Here is a 17,059-nt window from a genome sequence, read left to right as displayed (position 1 = left end):
TCAGATGGTTTGTCCGCCCGACACCTCGATCCGCTGGGCGGTTACCCAGCGGTTATCGTCGCGTAGCAGGCTGGCGATCATCGGCCCAATATCCTCGGGAACGCCCACCCGTCCCAGCGCCGTCATGGCGGCAAACTGCGCGTTTACCTCTGCGTCGTCCCGCACCAGCCCACCGCCAAAATCGGTGGCGATAGCGCCGGGGGCGATGGTATTGACGGTGATGCCGCGCCCGCCCAGCTCGCGGGCCATGTACACGCTCAGCATCTCCACAGCCGCTTTGGCGGCGGCGTAGGCGGAGAAGCCAGGATAGGATACGCGGGTCAGCCCGGAGGAAAAGTTAACGATCCGCCCGCCGTCTGCCAGCAGCGGCAGCAGGGTTTGTACGAGGAAAAATACCCCTTTAACGTGGACGTTAAACAGCCCGTCGAACTGCGCTTCGCGCGTTTCGGCCAGCGGGGCGAATTCGCCGTGCCCTGCGTTATTGATCAGGTGGTCGAAAGTGGCCCGCCCCCAGACGCTGGCCAGCGCGCTGCCGAGGCTGTCGGCGAAGGCCGGGAAGCTGGCGGTTTGCGCCATATCCAGCGGCAGGGCGATGGCCTTGCGGCCCAGGGCGCGGATGTCGGCGACCACCGCTTCCGCCTGTTCGAGACTGCCGCGGTAGGTGACGATGACATCCCCACCCTGGCGGGCGATATCCAGTGCGGTCTGACGGCCAAGGCCGCGGTTGGCGCCGGTAATAAGTGCAATTTTAGTCATGTTCGGTCCTCTCTGGTGTGTGGAGTCCTTACAATAGGGGAGGCTCACCGGGCCGGGTTGCCCAATCCTTGTTATTTTTTGCCCATTTCTCTCCGTTCGCTCCCTTTTGCCGGGAAATAGCGCATACTCAGGCTTTAAAACTTGCCTGAAAGGATCTTATGCGCAACGCCCTGTTCGATCTCTGCCGCCGGTTTGCCGATGCTCATGTCGATAGCAGCGGGGTGGCAGTTACCCCGGTTCCCGGTATTACTCTGGTGCGGGCCCTGCATCCTGGTGACCTGCAGGCGGCTATCGCCAGGCCGCTGGTGGCCATGCTGCTCCAGGGGCGTAAGAGCGTGACCACCGGCCTGGCAAGCTTTGACTATGGTCCGGGCGAGGCGATGGTGATTGCCGCGGATGTTCCCACTACCAGCCAGATCACCGAGGCCAGTCAGCGTTTTCCCTATTACGCGCTGGTGCTGGAGCTGGACCTGGCTATCCTGCGCGAGCTGCAGGAGGCCGGGCCGTCAGGGCCGGATGAGGCGCCCCGCGTTGGTATCGAACCGATGAACGCCGATGTGACGGATGCCGCTTACCGGCTGGCAAGGCTGTTTGATCAACCGGGGGCGCTGGCGGTGCTGGGGGAAGGTCTGCGGCGGGAGCTGCATTACTGGCTGTTGCAGAGTGTCCATGGGCCGGCCATCCGGGCGCTGGGCGCCGTAGACAGCCATTCGGCGCGGATCCGCCGGGCGGTGGCGATGCTGCGCCGGGATTTTATGCAGCCAGTCAGCGTCGACGCGCTGGCCGACGCCGCCGGGATGAGCGTCTCTGTCTTTCACCGTCATTTCCGCGCCATGACCACGCTGTCGCCGCTGCAGTTTCAGAAGCAGTTACGCCTGATCCACGCCCGCCGCCTGATGCTGGCGGAAGGGATGAGTATTGCGCAGGCTGCCGGGGAGGTGGGCTATATCAGCGTGTCGCAGTTCACCCGGGAATACGCTCGCCTGTATGGCGCGCCGCCGGGCCGCGATCGTCGACGGGAAAAAATGAGCGCCTGACCTGGCGCGCGGGCTGCCGGCAGCTCATCCCTGAGCCTGACGCCGGTGCTTTAGTCCGCGATTTTCGCCGTGATATGCACTTTGTTGCCCATTCGCGCTTCAGTGATGCGATAGGTAGTCGCGCCCTCGCGGGCGGCCTGCTGGCGGATTTTGCTCTCCGCATGGTCCAGGGTATCGCCGGTGGCGGTGATGGTTCTGGCATTTGCCGCCAGGGGCAGCAGACAACTCAATACGATCAGTGGAATTAACTTGTTCATCGTCATTCTGTCCTGTGAGAGAAAATCAGCGCGCGGTCTGCAGCCAGCCGGCAATGTCCTGGGTCGGCAGCTGGTGGCGGGCATTCCAGGTGTCGCCCATCGGCCACCACACGCCATCCCCCCGGGCGAAGGCGGCGCGATAGCGCAGCATGGCGTCATCCGGGTTTGTCCGCAGCTGCTCCAGCAGGGCGGGCAGGGTGTGGACGGCTTTGCTGAACGTCTGCTGCGTTACGCGCTCCACGGTATCCGCCAACTGCCGGTAAGAGGTCGTTTCGCCGGCAACAAACACCACCTCGTTGACGATCCGCGGCTGATGCAGATAAATCGCCGTGGTCAGGCGGCCAATATCCGCCGGTGAGGTGACGGTCACCTGGGTATCCCAGCTGCCAAGGGCGTGAAGGGTTCGGTTGGATAAATTCACTACATCGAAGTCTGGTTCGAAGAGAAAGCTGGTAAACATCCCGGTGGAGACAATGACCCACTCCGTGGCCCGCTGCGCGCGCAGCAGGGTCCGGACATCGTACTGCTCGTCCCAGACCGGCTGACCGCTGCCTTTGCCTACCACATCGTAATTGACGCCAAACTGCCAGGGAAAATAGCGGGGTACCCCGGCCGCCAGCACCGCGCGGGTAATTTTCAGCTGTGTCCCCGGACCGGCGACAAACCCCATGCAGTTAATCACGGTGGTGAATCCGCGAAACTGATCGGCCAGCGTCTCCATGGCGCTACCGGCGATGTCTACGGCGAGGAAGGTGGCTCCGGCGTCGGCCAGCGCCTGATGGTTTGCCGACCGCAGCTGGCCGGCTTCATCCCAGGCCGCCGGCGAGACGATGACCGAGACCGTGCCCTGGCGCTCGATTACCGCAGGCACCAGCGCATCAAGAACGGCGGCGCCCAGTTGTCCCGCTCCCAGCACCAATACCTTTTCCGCATGATTAAAATTATCAGTTTTCATTTTAACTCCTTGCTCAGTTAAGCCTTGTGTTGACGGGCTACAGGCTCAGTGTAGGGGGACGGTCGACATTCGATAAGTACAGCGTTTCGGGTTAGACTGTTCGTAATATTGGGATAATGAGCGCCGGGGGGGGGAGGTAACGAAATGGACAAACTGGATGCCATGCAGGTCTATGTTGCGGTCGTGGATGCCCACAGCTTCGCCCGCGCGGCGGAGGTGCTCGGGCAGCCGCGCTCCACGGTATCGCGGGTGGTGAAGGAGCTGGAAGCCTGGCTCGGGGCGCAGCTTCTCCAGCGCACCACCCGCAAGCTCAGCGTGACGGCGGAGGGTCGCCGGTATTATGAGGAGTGTAAAAGGCTGCTGGCCGAGATGGCGGCGATGGAAGCCTCCTTTCCCGGGCGCTCGGCTCAGCCCGCCGGGCGGTTCAAGGTAGGGATGCCGCAATCCCTTGCCCGCCACTGCATTCTGCCGAGGATCGGCGAGTTTTTGCAGCAGTATCCCGACCTGGAGCTGATCCTCTGCTCAAGCGACAACGTGGAAGATATTATTCAGGAGGGATTCGACTGCGTGATCCGTACCGGGCGGATCGAAGATTCCACCACCCTGGTGGCGCGTCCTCTGGCCCGCTACCGCTGGATGGTCCTCGCCTCGCCGGCCTGGCTCGCGGCCCACGGCCGGCCGCAGAGCATCGACGAACTGCACCAGCATCGGGCGGTGGGCTACCTGAATCACCGTACCGGGCGGACCATCGACTGGCTTTTCTCCCTCGATGAAGGCGACTGCGCGATCCGCATGCGGGAGACGCTGGTGGTCGACGATACCGATGCCTACATTCAGGCCGGCATTCAGGGGCTGGGCCTGATCCGCGTCGCCAGCTATCTGGCGCAACCTTATCTGCAGAGCGGGGCGCTGGTCGCCTGTCTGGAGCAGGCCGCTTCTGATCTTCCCTTGTCGCTGGTCTATCCGCAAAACCGCTATCTGCCGCCGGCGGTGCGCGCGTTTTATGACTGGAGCAGGCGTGTGCTGCAACCCCCGCACAGCGAGGCCTATGCCGGGGCATCGGCCCGGTTATTGGCCGCGCATGGCCTGTTTTAACTTCGTCACCAGCCAGTTCAGCGCCGGATCCTGCGCCCGCCGTTTGTGCCGCAAAATGCACAGCGTAAATTCCGGATACGCTACCGGCGGAGCGTCCGCGCGCAGCGCATACTGCGCCTGCCAGCGCTGCGCCAGCCCCTGCGGGACGGTGGCGAACAGCGGCAGGGTGGTCAGCAGCAGGGGAAAGGTGGAGAAATTCTGCGTGGCAAAGCGCACGCGCCGCGCGAGCCCCTGGCTGGCGAGCTGGCGGTCAATTTCACCGTGGCCGGTTTCGCGATAGGCCACCATCACATGTTCCCAGGCGACAAAGTCGCTCACCGACAGCGGACCGCGGCAGGGGATCTGCTGCGGCGACCACAGGGTGGTGACTCCCATGGACATCACCGGCTCGCTGACGATCTCCCCACGGCTCTGTTTGTTGACAGACACCGCGACATCAATGCGCTCCTCCTCCAGCAACTGGCGAACCTGGAAGGGGTCGGCGGCTATCGACTGCAGTGAGACTCCGGGCGCCTCCTGCATCAGCCCGGGTAACAGCGGGGGCATCAGCCAGTGTTCGCTCCAGTCGCTGAGGCCGATGCGAAAAAGCTGCTGCGCGCGCGCCGGGACGAACTCTCCGGCGCCAAACATCGCCGAATGTAGGTTTTCCATCAGCGGCTGCAGGTCGGTCATCAGCGCTTGCGCCCGCGGCGTCGGCAGCATGCCTCTGGCGCTGCGCACGAACAGCGGGTCGTCAAACATCTCTCGCAGCCGTTTCAGCGCCCCGCTGATAGCCGGCTGGCCAAGATGCAGCACCTCTGCGGTGCGGGTGACGCTCCCTTCGCGGTACAGCACCATCAAGACTGTCAACAGATTCAGATCGATACGACTAAAATCATTTTCAATGATTTTGTTCATTATGATAATCAATTTGAATGTGGGTTATCCCGGCAGCATAGTGAATATCACCCCGATAAATCAACCAGCGCAATGCGCGCGGAGGGAGTGATGCAAACTTACCAGACAGGCGATAGCCTGATTTTCAAAGTGCCGGAGCGCGAGATTTCCCTGCAGCCGGCAGCGCTCTATCCAGAGGCGTTCCCGGTAGCGGAGGCGGAGGCCGTTATTCAGCCGATTGCGCTGTCAATCCACAGCTGGGTGGTGCAGACCCCCCACGATCTGATTGTTATCGATACCGCCACCGGCAATGGTCGGGAGCGCGGCGGCAATCCGCTCTATCATCAACTTAACACGCCGTATCTGGAGAATCTCCGCGCCGCAGGAGTGAACCCGGAGGACGTGACCCTGGTGCTACTGACTCACCTGCATACCGACCATGTCGGATGGAATACCGTCTGGCAGGACGATCGCTGGGTGCCGCTGTTTCCCAACGCCCGCTATCTGTGCTCGGCAAAAGAGCTGTCGCGGGTGAAAAACAGCGAACGCTACCGGGCGCTGTGGCTTGACAGCCTGCTGCCGGTGATTGAGGCCGGCCAGCTGGAGACCGTCGATGTGGCGACCCGGCCGCGGGTCGGCGGACGGATCGACTTTATTCCCACCCCCGGCCACAGTCCGGACCATGCCGCGCTGGTCCTCGCCGCCGGAGATGACTACGCCTGTTTCTCCGGCGATCTTCTGCATTCCCCGATCCAGTTTGCCCATCCGCAGTGGAATTCAGCGTTCTGCGGCGATCCCCGGCAGGCGGAAGTCTCGCGACGGGAGATGATGGCGTGGGGGGCAAGCCATCATGCTCAATGGTTCACCGGGCATTTTGCCGGGCCTTCCTGCGGCTGGCTGGAGAAGGATAAGCAAGGTGACTATCGCTGGCGAGAGGCCGGGAAACAGGCTGCAGATAAGGGGAACAGTGATGAATAATGCGCAAACCGTGTTGGTTTTTGGCGCCACCGGTCAGCAGGGCGGCTCGGTGGCGCGGGCGCTGCTGCACCGCGGCTGGCGGGTTCGGGCGCTGGTCAGGGATCCTTTCTCCGCCGGGGCCGCTGCGCTGGCGGCGCGGGGAGCCGAGCTGGTCGTGGGAACCTTTGAAGACCGGGCGGCAATGCGGTCGGCGATGGCCGGGGTCGACGGCGTCTTCAGCGTCCAGCCCAGTTCGCCGGGAGGGACGGTGACCGATGAGCAGGAGGTACGCTACGGGATAACCATCGCCGATCTCGCCGTCGAGTGCGGGGTGAAGCATCTGGTGTACAGCTCCGGCAGCGCGACGGGGGAGACGCCGACCGGCGTAGCGCATTATGACACCAAAGCGGAAATTGAACGGCATATTCGCCGCCTGCCGCTGGCGGCGACCATCGTGCGGCCCGCCACCTTTATGGAGCTGCTGGTGATGCCCGGTTTTGGCCTTGATGAAGGTCGTTTTCAATTTTTTATGCTGCCGGAGGGGAGAATGCAGGTGCTGGCGGTGGAGGATATCGGCCATCTTGTCGCGGCGGTTTTTGCCGCGCCGGCGCGGTTTGCCGGCAAGACGTTCGAGATCGCCAGCGACAGCGTGACCGGCCGTCAGCTGGAGGGGTTATTCTCCGCGGCGGCGGGACGGCCGATCCCCTATTCGCGATTTTCCGACGAGGTGCTGGCCGCCAGTCCTTTTCTGCATAAGCTGACCAGGCTGGTGGACGACGGGCGGCTGGCGGGGCACGCCGACCTCGACGCCCTGCGCCAGCTGCACCCGCAGCTGCACACCTTCGCCGGCTGGCTGGCAGGCCCCGGCCGTCCCGCCTTCGAGCGGGCGCTGACCAGCGCGGCCAGCTGGGCGTTTGATCGTTAAAGGCTGGCGTTCTGGTCACCCGCCAGGCGCGCTGTCTCGTCGGTGACCAGCCGCCGCTAGCCGGCAGTCAGGATCGCGTCGGCCAGCACCGCTAAAATCCGCTCTGCGCGCGGGGCATGGGACGGTTGCTCCCGCAGCCAGGCAAGCGCGGCGATCAGATCGAACAGTTCGTCTCCGCTGAGATCTGGTCGTGCCTGCCCGGCCTGCTGCGCGCGGGTCAGTAGCGACGTACCGGCGGCGCGCAGGGCAACGCAGGCGCTGTGCAGGGCGGATTCAGGATCGTCGATGGCGCTCATCAGCGGGGCGATGATCCCGCGATGCTGATGGGTAAACGCCACGCTCTCGGCCAGCCACTCCAGCAGCGCCGCGGCAGGATCGGCGGCGCGCAGAAGCGACTCAGCCCGGGCGGTTAGCGCCGCAAAGCGGCTGCGGAGCAGGGCTTCCAGCAGGCTGTCGCGGTTGGGAAAGTGGCGGTAGAGGGTTCCCATTCCGACGCCCGCCCGGCGGGCGATATCGCGCAGCGAGGCCTCGGCGCCTTGCTCCACAAACACTTCCCGGGCCACGTCGATCAACAGATCATAATTTTTTCTGGCATCAGCTCTCATTGGCGTTCCTTGACAATCGGAGCACTGCTCCATATATTCGGAACAGTGCTCCGTTAAATATAACGCATTTCCATATGAGGAGAAAGCGATGTCGACGCAGATGATGAAGGCTGTTCAACAGCACGCCTTTGGCGGGCCGGAAGTCCTGAGCTATGAGGATGCGCCCATGCCGGTGCTGCAGGCCGGTGAAGTACTGGTACAGGTGCACGCGGTGGGCGTGAACCCGCCGGACAGCTATCTGCGCGATGGCTATCAACAGCTGCCCCCGGAGTGGCGGCCCGAGGTCCGCTTTCCCTTGATCCTCGGGACCGATCTCTCCGGGGTGGTGGTGGCGCGGGCGGATGACGTCCGGGAGGTGGCGGTCGGCGACGAAGTGTATGCTATGGCGCGTTTTCCCGAAGGGGCGGCAGGGGGCAGCCGCGCTTACGCCGAGTACGTTAGCGTGCCGGTCAGCGACCTCGCTCGCAAACCCCTAACCCTGAGCCATCAGCAGGCTGCCGCGGTGCCGATGTCGCTCCTGACCGCCTGGCAGTTCATGATCGATCCCGGGCATGAGGTGGCGAATCCGCTGCAGCCGGGGCCGCATCGGCCGGTGCCGCTGGCGGGTAAACGCGTCCTGGTCAACGGCGCGGCAGGGGGAGTCGGTCATTTCGCCGTGCAGTTGGCGAAGTGGCAGGGCGCCGAGGTGATTGCCGTCGCCGCGGGCCGCCATGAAGCCTTTTTACGTCAGCTCGGCGCGGATAGCGTTATCGACTATACAACCACCGCAGTGGAAGAGACGGTGCGTGACCTGGACCTGGTCATTGATGCGCCGGGCGGGCCGGCCAGCGGCCGTTTTTTGCGTACCCTGCGACCCGGCGGCGCGCTGTACCCGATCTTTCCGCTCGGCTTTGCCGGGGCGGAAGAGGCGCGACAGCGCGGAGTGACGGTCTCAACCACCCAGGTACGCTCCAGCGGCGCGCAGCTCGCCCGGCTTGCCGACCTGCTGGACGCCGGGGTCATCCAGGTTGCAATTGACAGCGTTTTCCCCCTTGCGCAGGCGCAGATGGCGCATGAGCGAGCAGCGCAGGGGCATCTTGAGGGCAAAATCGTGCTGTCGGTGATGGACTCGTCAGCCGGGTAATCCCCGACGGCCAGGGTTGCGTTTTTGCTTCTCCCGGCGGCGGACTAAAACAGCGCCAGCCGGGCAAGACGGTCCAGCGCGTTGCTCAGCGCCTCGTCCCCTGCGGTCAGGCTGATGCGAATAAATCCTTCCCCCCCTGCGCCAAAACCAGTGCCCGGCGCCACCAGAATATGCGCTTCCTGCAGCAGCAGACGGGCAAACTCCTGCGAACGGTAGCCGGGCGGTACGCCGAGCCAGAGGAAGAAAGTGCCTTGTGCGTCACGCGCCGGCCAGCGCAGCGCAGCCAGTCGACGCAGAACCCACTCCCGACGTTGATGATAGACCGCCGTCAGCTGCGCAATCCGTTCGGCCGGCAGGTTGAGCGCAGCGATCGCCGCATCCTGAATCGCGCCAAACACCGTACTGTAGCTATGGGTGTGCAGCTTTTTAAACGCCCGGATAATCGAGGCGTTGCCGACCGCGAAGCCGAAGCGCCAGCCGGCCATATTAAAGGTCTTGGAAAAAGTATAGGTTTCCACTCCCCATGCTTTCGCGTCGGGCTGGGAGAAGAGGCTCAGCGGCGCATCGCTGGCCGCGCTGCCGATGGCCGCATAGGCAAAATCATGGAGGATCGGCACCTGGTGACGACGAGCAAACTGCAGCGCGCTGGCGAACAGCGCCGGCGTGGCGAGGGCGCCGGTTGGATTATGCGGATAGTTAAGCACCACCAGCCCGGCCTTGTCAGCGACTTCCCGGGGAAGATCGTTAAAATCCGGCAGGAAATGGTTCTCCGCCCTGAGCGGCAGGCCATAAAACGCCGCCTGGGACTGCAGCGCCGCCGAGCGGTAAATCGGATAGCAGGGATCGGTGGAGATGAGGTATTGCCCGGGGCTGAGCAGCGCCCGCGGGATGCCGCCTATACCGATATGCGACCCCTGAAACACGGCGACTTCGCTGTGCGGATCGAGTTCCACATCATACTGCCGGCGATAGAACCGGGCGATCGCCTCGCGGACCTGTGGTTTGCCCCAGAACGACGGGTAGCCATGGTTTTCACGACGATGAATAGCGCTCTGCAGCGAGTCGATCACTTCCGGCGGGGTGGGTTGATCCGGACTGCCGCTGGAAAGATCGATCAGCGGCAGCGCTTCGGTGTTGACCTCCGCGGCCAGTTTTTCCAGCAGGCTGAACAGATTCTCTTCCAGGGCGTCCACCAGCGGCGAAGCAGTAAAATCAGGCATAACATTCCCGGTTTAAATCACGAATAATTAACCATCTTTAAGGGATTTATAGCGGCTGGCTAAATAACAATATACGCAAAAGATTCTTGTTTTTAAGATATGTCGGTATAGCAAAAGTTAATGAGGAATTAGCAAAAGGAAATTCGGCGTTCTGGCTTACAACCCACAGTCGGCTGTGATTTAATCGTTCAATATCGCCAACCCTCCAGGAAATACCTTATGAACAAGTCAGTTGCGCGCGGGATCGCTCTCGCCCTGTTGTCGGCCACCTCTTTTTATGCCGCCGCCGACGCTCATCTTATCCGCGTCGGCTTTAACCCCGGGCCGTATAAAGAACAATTTGAGAAAGGCGTCGCGCCCTATTTATTGAGTAAAGGGTATAAAATCGAATATAAGGATTTCAGCGACGGTATTCAGGTGAATGACGCGGTAGCCCGCGGCGATATCGAAGCGAATATTATGCAGCATCCGGTATATCTGAAAGCAATTAATGAGCGGCTGGGGATCGATAACGTGGGCATTGTGCAGGTCCCCACGCCGCCGATGGGGCTGTATGGTGGGAAACTGACCACCCTGGGGACCCCGGCGGCGGGCACCGTCGTGTCGGTACCAAACCAGCCGTCAAATGAATATCGCGCGGTACTGGTGCTGGAGAGCCTTGGCTGGGTGAAAATTAAACCAGACAGCGATCCGGCCACTTTTTCGCAGCGTAACATCGTAGATAATCCTTACAAAATTGTCCTAAAAGAGATGGATAATGCCCAGCAGGTTCGCGCTCTGCCGGACGTCGACTATGGCCTGATTCAGGGCAATTTTGCCGTCTCCAGCGGTATGTCCCTGACCTCGGCATTAAAGCTGGAAGCAGCCACCAGCCATTTTATTAATGTCGTGACCGTCGCCGGTAAAAATCAGAAGGCGCAGTTTGCCAAAGATATTATCGATGGCTACCACTCGGCCGAGTTCAAAAAATATATTCTCAGCCATCCGCAGTATGATGGTTACCTGCTGCCTGACTATTTAAAATGAATAACGCGATGATAGAATTTCGCCACGTCAGTAAAAGCTTTTCCAGGAAAGGACATCCGGTTCTGGCCTTGCAGGATATTAATCTCAGCATTGAGCGAGGCGATATTTTTGGCATTATTGGCTACAGCGGGGCAGGAAAAAGCACCTTATTACGGCTGATTAATCGTCTGGAAACGCCTGGCGAGGGCGAGGTACTGTTAAACGGCGAGCCGCTACAGGCCTGCAGCGGCCAGCGCCTGCAGGCGATCAAAAAAGATATCGGCATGATCTTTCAGAATTTTAATCTGCTTAATTCGAAAACCGTTTTTCATAACATCGCCATCCCGCTTATTTTACAGGGGCGCGACAAGGCCTTTATCCAGGCGCGGGTGGCGGAACTGCTGGCGTTCGTCGATCTGAGCGACAAAATCCACAGCTACCCTAATGAGCTGTCGGGCGGACAAAAGCAGCGGGTCGGTATTGCCCGGGCGCTGGCCACCAACCCGTCGGTCCTTCTGTGCGATGAAGCCACCTCGGCGCTCGACCCCCACACTACGGTGCAGATCTTACTGCTTTTGCAGGAGATTAATCGTCGGTATGGCATCACCATCGTACTGATCACCCATGAGATGTCGGTGATCCAGAAAATCTGTCACAAGGTGGCGGTGATGCAGGCGGGCCGTATCGTTGAGCAGGGGACGGTTTTCGACCTCTTTGCCCAGCCGCAGCATCCGGTAACGGCCAGTTTCGTGCAGTCGGTGGTGCACGATCGTCTGCCGCAGCGGGTGGCGTCGCTCCTGCAGCGCGATAACGGCGCCCGGGCTATACGCCTCGAATTTATCGGCGCGACGGCGCAGCAGCCGATCATTAACCACCTGATCCGCGAGTATGCTGTCGAGGTGAATATCCTGTTTGCCAGCATGTCTGAAGTTCAGGGCCGGATTCTGGGATTTATGATTGTGCAACTCCTCGGCGAGCCTGACGAAACCGACCGCGCCATCACCCATCTGGCCGATGCAGGAGTGAAAATCACCCATGTTTGATCTTATTGATACCGCCATCACCGGCGATCAGTTTCTGCTGGCGCTGCATGACACCCTGATTATGGTCGCCGTCTCGCTGGGCTTTGGCGCGCTGATCGGCGTCCCGCTGGGGATTGTGCTGGTGGTTTGCCGTCCCGGCGGCATCGTGGCCAACCCGGTGGTGCATCAGGCGCTGAATCCGCTGATTAACGTGCTGCGCTCGCTGCCGTTTATCATTTTGCTGATTGTGATCCTGCCCTTTACCAGACTGCTGGTGGGCACCACTATCGGCACCGCGGGAGCCATCGTGCCGCTGATCGTCTTTGTCGCCCCCTATATTGCCCGACTAGTGGAGAGCTCGTTGCTGGAGGTGGATGAGGGGATCCTCGAGGCCGCGGACGCCATGGGCGCAACCCCCCTGCAGACTGTCTGGCACTTTATGCTGCCGGAGGCGGCGGCATCGCTGATTCTGGCCCTTACCACGGCGACCATCGGCCTGCTTGGTGCGACCGCCATGGCAGGAACGGTGGGCGGCGGCGGAATTGGCGACCTGGCGATCACCTACGGCTATCAGCGTTTCGACGCCTTTGCCACCCTCACCACCGCCCTGGTGCTGATTGTTATTGTCCAGCTTATTCAGACGCTGGGGACCCGCCTGGCTCGCCGGCTGCGTCGCGATTAATCGCTCTACCGCGCCGGGGTTGACCCGGCTAGCGTGCGCAGACCGCGGCGAAGGCGCTGGCTACCCGCGCAATATTGCCGTGGTTGAGCCCGGCCACGCAGACCCGACCGCTGGCGATCAGATAGATGCCATGCTCTTGACGCAGAACGTCTACCTGATCGGCGCTAAAGCCGGTGTAACTGAACATGCCGCGCTGGGTCAGCAGATAGGAAAAATCCCCCGCCGGCAGGGCTGCCTGCAGGGCCTTCACCAGCGCGACGCGCATGGCGCTGATGCGGGTGCGCATGGCCTCCACTTCTTCCTGCCACAGGGCATTCAGCTCGGGATCGTTGAGCACCTGCGACACCACCTGGGCGCCAAACCCCGGCGGGCTGGAGTAGTTGCGCCGCACGGTGGCTTTCAGCTGGCCCAGCACGCGCCCGGCGATATCGGCATTGTCACAGACCACTGACAGGCCGCCAACCCGCTCGCCATACAGCGAAAATATCTTGGAAAACGAGTTGCTGACCAGCGCCGTCAGCCCGGCGCTGGCGATGGCGCGAATGGCATAGGCATCCTCGTCCAGTCCGCGGCCGAAGCCCTGGTAGGCGATATCAAGGAATGGGATCAGCTCCCTGCCGATCAGCACCTCAATCACGCGATCCCACTGCTCGCGGGTGAGATCGGCCCCCGTCGGGTTATGGCAGCAAGGGTGAAGCAGCACAATGCTGCGCGGCGGCAGCTGCTGGAGGGCGGCGAGCATAGCGGGGAAATTCACCCCGCGGGTGGCGCTGTCGAACCAGGGATAGGTATGTACCTCAAAGCCGGCGCCGGCAAAGATGGCAACGTGGTTCTCCCAGGTTGGATCGCTGACCCAGACCGCGGAGTCGGGGAAGTAGCGCTTGAGGAAATCAGCGCCCACCTTTAGCGCGCCGGAGCCCCCCAGTGTCTGGATGGTGGCGATGCGTCCGGCACGCAACGCCGGATGATTGTCGCCAAACTGCAGGGTCTGGACCGCGCGGCGATAGGGCGCCAGCCCCTCCATCGGCAGATAAAGGCTGGCCTTTTGCTGCTGACTCTGCAGCCGGTCAGCGGCCTGACGGACCGCCTCCAGCTGGGGAATAATGGCCTGCTCGTTATAGTACAGCCCGATGCTGAGGTTAACTTTGTCTGCCCGGGGATCCTGTTGAAAGGCTTCCATCAGCGACAGGATAGGATCGCCCGCATAGGCGTCAACGTTCTGAAACACAGTGGTTACTCCTGAAATGACCGTCAAAGGTGAAGCCATTACACCGCGTAGCGTCCGGGACGGTGGTTCATGGCGATAATCGAATTCAAAATCACGGCGCCGAGGATAGAGACCAGCAGCATCGGCAAGCTCACTACCCACAGCGAGGCGGTGACGATGCAGGCGTCAACCACCATCTGGAATTTACCGGCGCGGATGCCGCTTTTGTCCTGCAGATAGAGGGCCAGAATATTAACGCCGCCGAGGCTCGCTTTATGGCGAAACAGCACCACAAAGCCGATGCCGACCATGATGTTGCCGAAGAGGGTGGCGTAATAGGGATTCAGGCGATCGACATGGATAAAGTAACCGTGCAGGTCAGAGAACAGGGACACCAGTCCGACCGCGCAGAAGGTTTTCAGCGTGAAGGCGGCGCCCATCCGCCGGACAGAGAGCCAGTAGAATGGCAGGTTAATGACGAAGAAGACCACGCCAAACGGCAGGTGGGTGGCATAGTGGATCAGAAAGGCCATACCTGCCGTTCCGCCGGTCAGGGCACCGGCCTGGCGAAATAAAATAATGCCAAAGGAGATCATCAGCGTGCCGAACAGCAGCGCCAGGGTATCCTCCAGCCAGGTGTGGGTCAGTTTTTCAGGGGAAAGGATATTATCCATAAATAAGCACTATCTTTTCGTTAACAAGGATAAGCTCTTGTTTGCAAAAATCGCACCAGAGGAGCGTGCCCTGGCGAGCGTTTGCGGAAAAAATACCCGTGGTTTAGCCTAACCTGTTGTTCTGACAGGAAGAGAAAATTGCACGGGGCGTGCGTTTTATGGTTTCCGAATGCGTGAATTGTGCGAACTTGCCGCTTGTCGCGCATTGTCTGGCCCCGCGTCTGCACCAGCGCAGGGCACTGTGCCCCGGTTCAGCGCAGCGGGGTCGTGCCCGGCATCAGCTGGCCGTTCTCTTTAAGGCGGTTGAGCACGACGGCGGTTTTCAGATGGGCCACCCCTTTGTTTTGCGCCAGAATATGGCTGATCAAATGGCTCAGACCGGGCAGGTCCGGGACCGTTACCCGCAGCAGATAATCGGCGTCGCCGGTGGTTTTCCAGGCGTCCAGAATGGCGTCAACTTCACTGAGCATCTGATGAAAGCTCTCCACGCATTGCGGGGTGTGATTCAGCAGACGCACCTCAATCAGGCCAAGCATCTCCTGCCCGGCTGCATCCGGCGCCAGACGCGCATGGTAGCCGAGGATAAGCTGTGCCTGTTCAAGGGCGATACGGCGGCGCGAACACTGGGAAGCGGACAGGCCGATAAGCTCGCTCAGCTCCTGATTGGTTAAACGGCCATTGGCCTGCAGCAGGGTAAGTATTTTCAGATCATAGTCGTCGATGTTGTACATAGTGGCCACTAGCGGAACGTAAAAGTGGCTACCAGCCTAACAGTTTTTTGCCTGGCGTGAAGCCTGAGCGGACGGCGGCAAACCGGATGCACCAAAACGGGTCAGGTTCATGCATTAATCCGCTCTTTTTCTCATGATCTGTGCGTTATCTGGCCAGTTTTCGCGTGTGATGCGCCAGGTCGGCGCCGACATGACCAGCTACCGGAACTGATTTAAAAAGAATATTTGAATATATTTCAATTAATTAATTTTTGTCTGACGCTGCAAGGCGCTCCGCTGGCCTGAAAGTTGCTACCGGCGAACGTGACTTTTTACAGACAGGGGCAGGTCAGAGATGACAACGCAGCAAGAGCATCAGTTAAAACGCGGGTTAAAAAACCGCCACATCCAGTTGATCGCCCTCGGGGGGGCGGTCGGCACCGGACTGTTTTTAGGTATCGCGCAAACGATCCGTATGGCAGGCCCGTCGGTCCTGCTGGGGTACGCCATCGCCGGGGTTATCGCTTTCTTTATCATGCGTCAGCTTGGCGAAATGGTGGTAGAGGAGCCGGTGGCGGGGTCGTTCAGCCATTTCGCCAACCGCTACTGGGGGCCCTTCGCCGGGTTTATGTCCGGCTGGAATTACTGGGTGTTGTACGTGCTGGTAAGCATGGCGGAGCTGACGGCGGTGGGGATCTATATTCAGTACTGGTGGCCGGAGGTACCCACCTGGCTGTCGGCGGCGATCTTCTTCGTGGCGATCAACGCCATCAACCTGACGCACGTCAAAGTGTATGGCGAGCTGGAGTTCTGGTTCTCGATTGTCAAAGTGGCCGCCATCATCAGCATGATCGCCTTTGGCTGCTATCTGTTATTTAGCGGTCACGGCGGCCCGGCGGCGACGGTGGCCAACCTGTGGCAGGACGGGGGATTTTTCCCTAACGGCATCACGGGCTTGGTGATGGCCATGGCGGTGATCATGTTCTCCTTCGGCGGGCTTGAGCTGGTGGGGATCACCGCGGCGGAAGCCGACGAACCGCATAAAACCATTCCCAAAGCCACCAACCAGGTGATCTACCGTATTCTGCTGTTTTACGTGGGGTCGCTGGCGGTCCTGCTGTCACTCTACCCGTGGCGGAACGTCGTGGAAGGGGGAAGCCCCTTTGTGCTGATCTTTCACGCCATTGACAGCAATATTGTGGCCAACGCCCTCAATCTGGTGGTGCTCACCGCCGCGCTGTCGGTCTACAACAGCTGCGTCTACTGCAACAGCCGGATGCTGTTCGGCCTGGCTCAGCAGGGCAACGCCCCGCGTGCGCTGCTGCGGGTGAACCACCGCGGGATCCCATTGACCGCCCTGGCGGTATCCGCCGTCGCCACGGCGCTTTGCGTGGTGATTAACTATGTGATGCCCGGGAAAGCCTTTGCCCTGCTGATGGCCCTGGTGGTGGCCGCCCTGGTCATCAACTGGGCGATGATCTGCATCACTCATCTTAAGTTCCGCCGCGCCATGCAGCGGGCGGGGAAGGTAACGGCTTTCCAGAGTTTCGCCTATCCCCTGACAAACTGGCTGTGTCTGCTGTTTCTCGCCGCGATCCTCGGGGTGATGTATCTGACCCCGGACATCCGCATCTCCGTCTGCCTGATCCCGGTATGGCTGCTGATCCTTGCTGCAGGCTATCTGCTGCGCAGGAAAAGCGCGCCGGCGCCGGTGGCGGCGCTTGAGGAGCGTTAATCTGCGACGCCCTGCCTGGCGGCAGGGCGATATTATTGCGCTGAAAATATATAGCGCCAATATATAGGATGGTTTATATAATTACGATAAATGATAACTAACAATATCACGCTGAATATAAATTAGAATGTGAGGAGACCGCGCGCTTTTTATTGATCTTGCGTACCGCTTTGCTACTATCCAGCCGGCATTGAGACTGTATTTAATAATGCCTGGAA

18 protein-coding genes are annotated in these 17,059 nt (G+C 60.8%); 9 read left to right on the top strand and 9 right to left on the bottom strand.

What is annotated here, in order from left to right:
- Complete coding sequence (locus KHQ26_RS04860) at positions 1 to 756, bottom strand: SDR family NAD(P)-dependent oxidoreductase (protein ID WP_004151596.1); 756 nt, start codon at positions 754 to 756, stop codon at positions 1 to 3.
- Positions 757 to 914: 158 nt separating this feature from the next.
- Between KHQ26_RS04860 and KHQ26_RS04855 the strand changes: the two genes are divergently transcribed.
- Entirely contained in the window at positions 915 to 1,793 is an 879-nt protein-coding gene (locus KHQ26_RS04855) for an AraC family transcriptional regulator (RefSeq protein ID WP_020803984.1), read from the top strand.
- 50 nt (positions 1,794 to 1,843) lie between these two features.
- Here the strand turns inward: KHQ26_RS04855 and KHQ26_RS04850 are convergent, their stop codons facing one another.
- Positions 1,844 to 2,050, bottom strand: coding sequence for a DUF1471 domain-containing protein (locus KHQ26_RS04850; RefSeq protein WP_004179576.1), 207 nt, complete (start codon positions 2,048 to 2,050; stop codon positions 1,844 to 1,846).
- Between the two features lie 25 nt (positions 2,051 to 2,075).
- A complete protein-coding gene (locus KHQ26_RS04845; RefSeq protein ID WP_002902287.1) occupies positions 2,076 to 3,005 on the bottom strand; it encodes an aromatic alcohol reductase in 930 nt (309 codons plus the stop codon).
- A 144-nt stretch (positions 3,006 to 3,149) separates the two neighbouring features.
- Here KHQ26_RS04845 and KHQ26_RS04840 point away from each other — a divergent pair, with 144 nt between their 5' ends.
- The gene (locus KHQ26_RS04840; RefSeq protein ID WP_049126161.1) at positions 3,150 to 4,100 is read left to right on the top strand and encodes a LysR family transcriptional regulator; all 951 of its coding nucleotides are present in this window, start codon (positions 3,150 to 3,152) and stop codon (positions 4,098 to 4,100) included.
- Here KHQ26_RS04840 and KHQ26_RS04830 read toward each other — a convergent pair.
- On the bottom strand, positions 4,074 to 4,997 hold the full coding sequence (locus tag KHQ26_RS04830) for a LysR family transcriptional regulator (RefSeq protein ID WP_004151594.1): 924 nt from the start codon (positions 4,995 to 4,997) through the stop codon (positions 4,074 to 4,076). The genes KHQ26_RS04840 and KHQ26_RS04830 overlap by 27 nt on opposite strands.
- Before the next feature lie 87 nt (positions 4,998 to 5,084).
- Here KHQ26_RS04830 and KHQ26_RS04825 point away from each other — a divergent pair, with 87 nt between their 5' ends.
- Positions 5,085 to 5,954: an MBL fold metallo-hydrolase gene (locus KHQ26_RS04825; RefSeq protein WP_020324664.1), complete on the top strand. Its 870-nt coding sequence runs from the start codon at positions 5,085 to 5,087 to the stop codon at positions 5,952 to 5,954.
- Positions 5,947 to 6,858: an NmrA/HSCARG family protein gene (locus tag KHQ26_RS04820; protein ID WP_020804006.1), complete on the top strand. Its 912-nt coding sequence runs from the start codon at positions 5,947 to 5,949 to the stop codon at positions 6,856 to 6,858. Before KHQ26_RS04825 ends, KHQ26_RS04820 begins: the two co-directional genes overlap by 8 nt.
- Positions 6,859 to 6,914: 56 nt before the next feature.
- On the opposite strand, the gene KHQ26_RS04815 is transcribed toward KHQ26_RS04820, so the two are convergent.
- A complete protein-coding gene (locus KHQ26_RS04815) occupies positions 6,915 to 7,463 on the bottom strand; it encodes a TetR/AcrR family transcriptional regulator (protein ID WP_020803975.1) in 549 nt (182 codons plus the stop codon).
- A gap of 88 nt (positions 7,464 to 7,551) precedes the next feature.
- Here KHQ26_RS04815 and KHQ26_RS04810 point away from each other — a divergent pair, with 88 nt between their 5' ends.
- Positions 7,552 to 8,586 carry an NADP-dependent oxidoreductase gene (locus KHQ26_RS04810; protein ID WP_020804016.1) on the top strand — a complete coding sequence of 345 codons (1,035 nt, stop codon included), beginning with the start codon at positions 7,552 to 7,554 and terminating at the stop codon, positions 8,584 to 8,586.
- Positions 8,587 to 8,630: 44 nt separating this feature from the next.
- Here KHQ26_RS04810 and KHQ26_RS04805 read toward each other — a convergent pair whose 3' ends face one another.
- Positions 8,631 to 9,806, bottom strand: a complete 1,176-nt coding sequence (locus KHQ26_RS04805; RefSeq protein WP_004148182.1) for an aminotransferase class I/II-fold pyridoxal phosphate-dependent enzyme — start codon at positions 9,804 to 9,806, stop codon at positions 8,631 to 8,633.
- Between the two features lie 219 nt (positions 9,807 to 10,025).
- On the opposite strand from KHQ26_RS04805, the gene KHQ26_RS04800 reads away from it, so the two are divergent.
- The 3 genes from KHQ26_RS04800 to KHQ26_RS04790 are packed head-to-tail and all read left to right on the top strand — an operon-like array spanning position 10,026 to position 12,515.
- Positions 10,026 to 10,832, top strand: a complete 807-nt coding sequence (locus tag KHQ26_RS04800; RefSeq protein WP_002902393.1) for a MetQ/NlpA family ABC transporter substrate-binding protein — start codon at positions 10,026 to 10,028, stop codon at positions 10,830 to 10,832.
- Positions 10,833 to 10,840: 8 nt separating this feature from the next.
- Positions 10,841 to 11,854 carry a methionine ABC transporter ATP-binding protein gene (locus tag KHQ26_RS04795; RefSeq protein WP_008805160.1) on the top strand — a complete coding sequence of 338 codons (1,014 nt, stop codon included), beginning with the start codon at positions 10,841 to 10,843 and terminating at the stop codon, positions 11,852 to 11,854.
- Positions 11,847 to 12,515, top strand: coding sequence for a methionine ABC transporter permease (locus tag KHQ26_RS04790; RefSeq protein ID WP_002902397.1), 669 nt, complete (start codon positions 11,847 to 11,849; stop codon positions 12,513 to 12,515). Before KHQ26_RS04795 ends, KHQ26_RS04790 begins: the two co-directional genes overlap by 8 nt.
- A 28-nt stretch (positions 12,516 to 12,543) precedes the next feature.
- On the opposite strand, the gene KHQ26_RS04785 is transcribed toward KHQ26_RS04790, so the two are convergent.
- The 3 genes from KHQ26_RS04785 to KHQ26_RS04775 form a co-directional block, all read right to left on the bottom strand.
- Positions 12,544 to 13,743, bottom strand: a complete 1,200-nt coding sequence (locus KHQ26_RS04785; protein ID WP_002902399.1) for an aromatic amino acid transaminase — start codon at positions 13,741 to 13,743, stop codon at positions 12,544 to 12,546.
- Positions 13,744 to 13,781: 38 nt separating this feature from the next.
- Positions 13,782 to 14,396: a YitT family protein gene (locus tag KHQ26_RS04780; protein ID WP_002902402.1), complete on the bottom strand. Its 615-nt coding sequence runs from the start codon at positions 14,394 to 14,396 to the stop codon at positions 13,782 to 13,784.
- A gap of 251 nt (positions 14,397 to 14,647) precedes the next feature.
- The gene (locus tag KHQ26_RS04775; RefSeq protein ID WP_002902405.1) at positions 14,648 to 15,127 is read right to left on the bottom strand and encodes an Lrp/AsnC family transcriptional regulator; all 480 of its coding nucleotides are present in this window, start codon (positions 15,125 to 15,127) and stop codon (positions 14,648 to 14,650) included.
- A 334-nt stretch (positions 15,128 to 15,461) separates the two neighbouring features.
- On the opposite strand from KHQ26_RS04775, the gene KHQ26_RS04770 reads away from it, so the two are divergent.
- The gene (locus tag KHQ26_RS04770; protein WP_002902408.1) at positions 15,462 to 16,841 is read left to right on the top strand and encodes an amino acid permease; all 1,380 of its coding nucleotides are present in this window, start codon (positions 15,462 to 15,464) and stop codon (positions 16,839 to 16,841) included.
- Positions 16,842 to 17,059: the final 218 nt, after the last annotated feature.

This window comes from Klebsiella sp. 10 (assembly GCF_018223925.1).
Taxonomy (GTDB): Bacteria; Pseudomonadota; Gammaproteobacteria; order Enterobacterales; family Enterobacteriaceae; genus Klebsiella; species Klebsiella pneumoniae.
The sequence above is the reverse complement of the archived record's forward strand: the minus strand, read 5'-3'. Positions and strand labels throughout refer to the sequence as shown.

Bases quoted from the DNA above. Each gene is read 5' to 3' on its own strand.
- KHQ26_RS04860 (WP_004151596.1), bottom strand. From the start codon at position 756: ATGACTAAAATTGCACTTATTACCGGCGCCAACCGCGGCCTTGGCCGT.
- KHQ26_RS04855 (WP_020803984.1), top strand. From the start codon at position 915: ATGCGCAACGCCCTGTTCGATCTCTGCCGCCGGTTTGCCGATGCTCAT.
- KHQ26_RS04850 (WP_004179576.1), bottom strand. From the start codon at position 2,050: ATGAACAAGTTAATTCCACTGATCGTATTGAGTTGTCTGCTGCCCCTG.
- KHQ26_RS04845 (WP_002902287.1), bottom strand. From the start codon at position 3,005: ATGAAAACTGATAATTTTAATCATGCGGAAAAGGTATTGGTGCTGGGA.
- KHQ26_RS04840 (WP_049126161.1), top strand. From the start codon at position 3,150: ATGGACAAACTGGATGCCATGCAGGTCTATGTTGCGGTCGTGGATGCC.
- KHQ26_RS04830 (WP_004151594.1), bottom strand. From the start codon at position 4,997: ATGAACAAAATCATTGAAAATGATTTTAGTCGTATCGATCTGAATCTG.
- KHQ26_RS04820 (WP_020804006.1), top strand. From the start codon at position 5,947: ATGAATAATGCGCAAACCGTGTTGGTTTTTGGCGCCACCGGTCAGCAG.
- KHQ26_RS04815 (WP_020803975.1), bottom strand. From the start codon at position 7,463: ATGAGAGCTGATGCCAGAAAAAATTATGATCTGTTGATCGACGTGGCC.
- KHQ26_RS04810 (WP_020804016.1), top strand. From the start codon at position 7,552: ATGTCGACGCAGATGATGAAGGCTGTTCAACAGCACGCCTTTGGCGGG.
- KHQ26_RS04805 (WP_004148182.1), bottom strand. From the start codon at position 9,806: ATGCCTGATTTTACTGCTTCGCCGCTGGTGGACGCCCTGGAAGAGAAT.
- KHQ26_RS04800 (WP_002902393.1), top strand. From the start codon at position 10,026: ATGAACAAGTCAGTTGCGCGCGGGATCGCTCTCGCCCTGTTGTCGGCC.
- KHQ26_RS04795 (WP_008805160.1), top strand. From the start codon at position 10,841: ATGATAGAATTTCGCCACGTCAGTAAAAGCTTTTCCAGGAAAGGACAT.
- KHQ26_RS04790 (WP_002902397.1), top strand. From the start codon at position 11,847: ATGTTTGATCTTATTGATACCGCCATCACCGGCGATCAGTTTCTGCTG.
- KHQ26_RS04780 (WP_002902402.1), bottom strand. From the start codon at position 14,396: ATGGATAATATCCTTTCCCCTGAAAAACTGACCCACACCTGGCTGGAG.
- KHQ26_RS04775 (WP_002902405.1), bottom strand. From the start codon at position 15,127: ATGTACAACATCGACGACTATGATCTGAAAATACTTACCCTGCTGCAG.
- KHQ26_RS04770 (WP_002902408.1), top strand. From the start codon at position 15,462: ATGACAACGCAGCAAGAGCATCAGTTAAAACGCGGGTTAAAAAACCGC.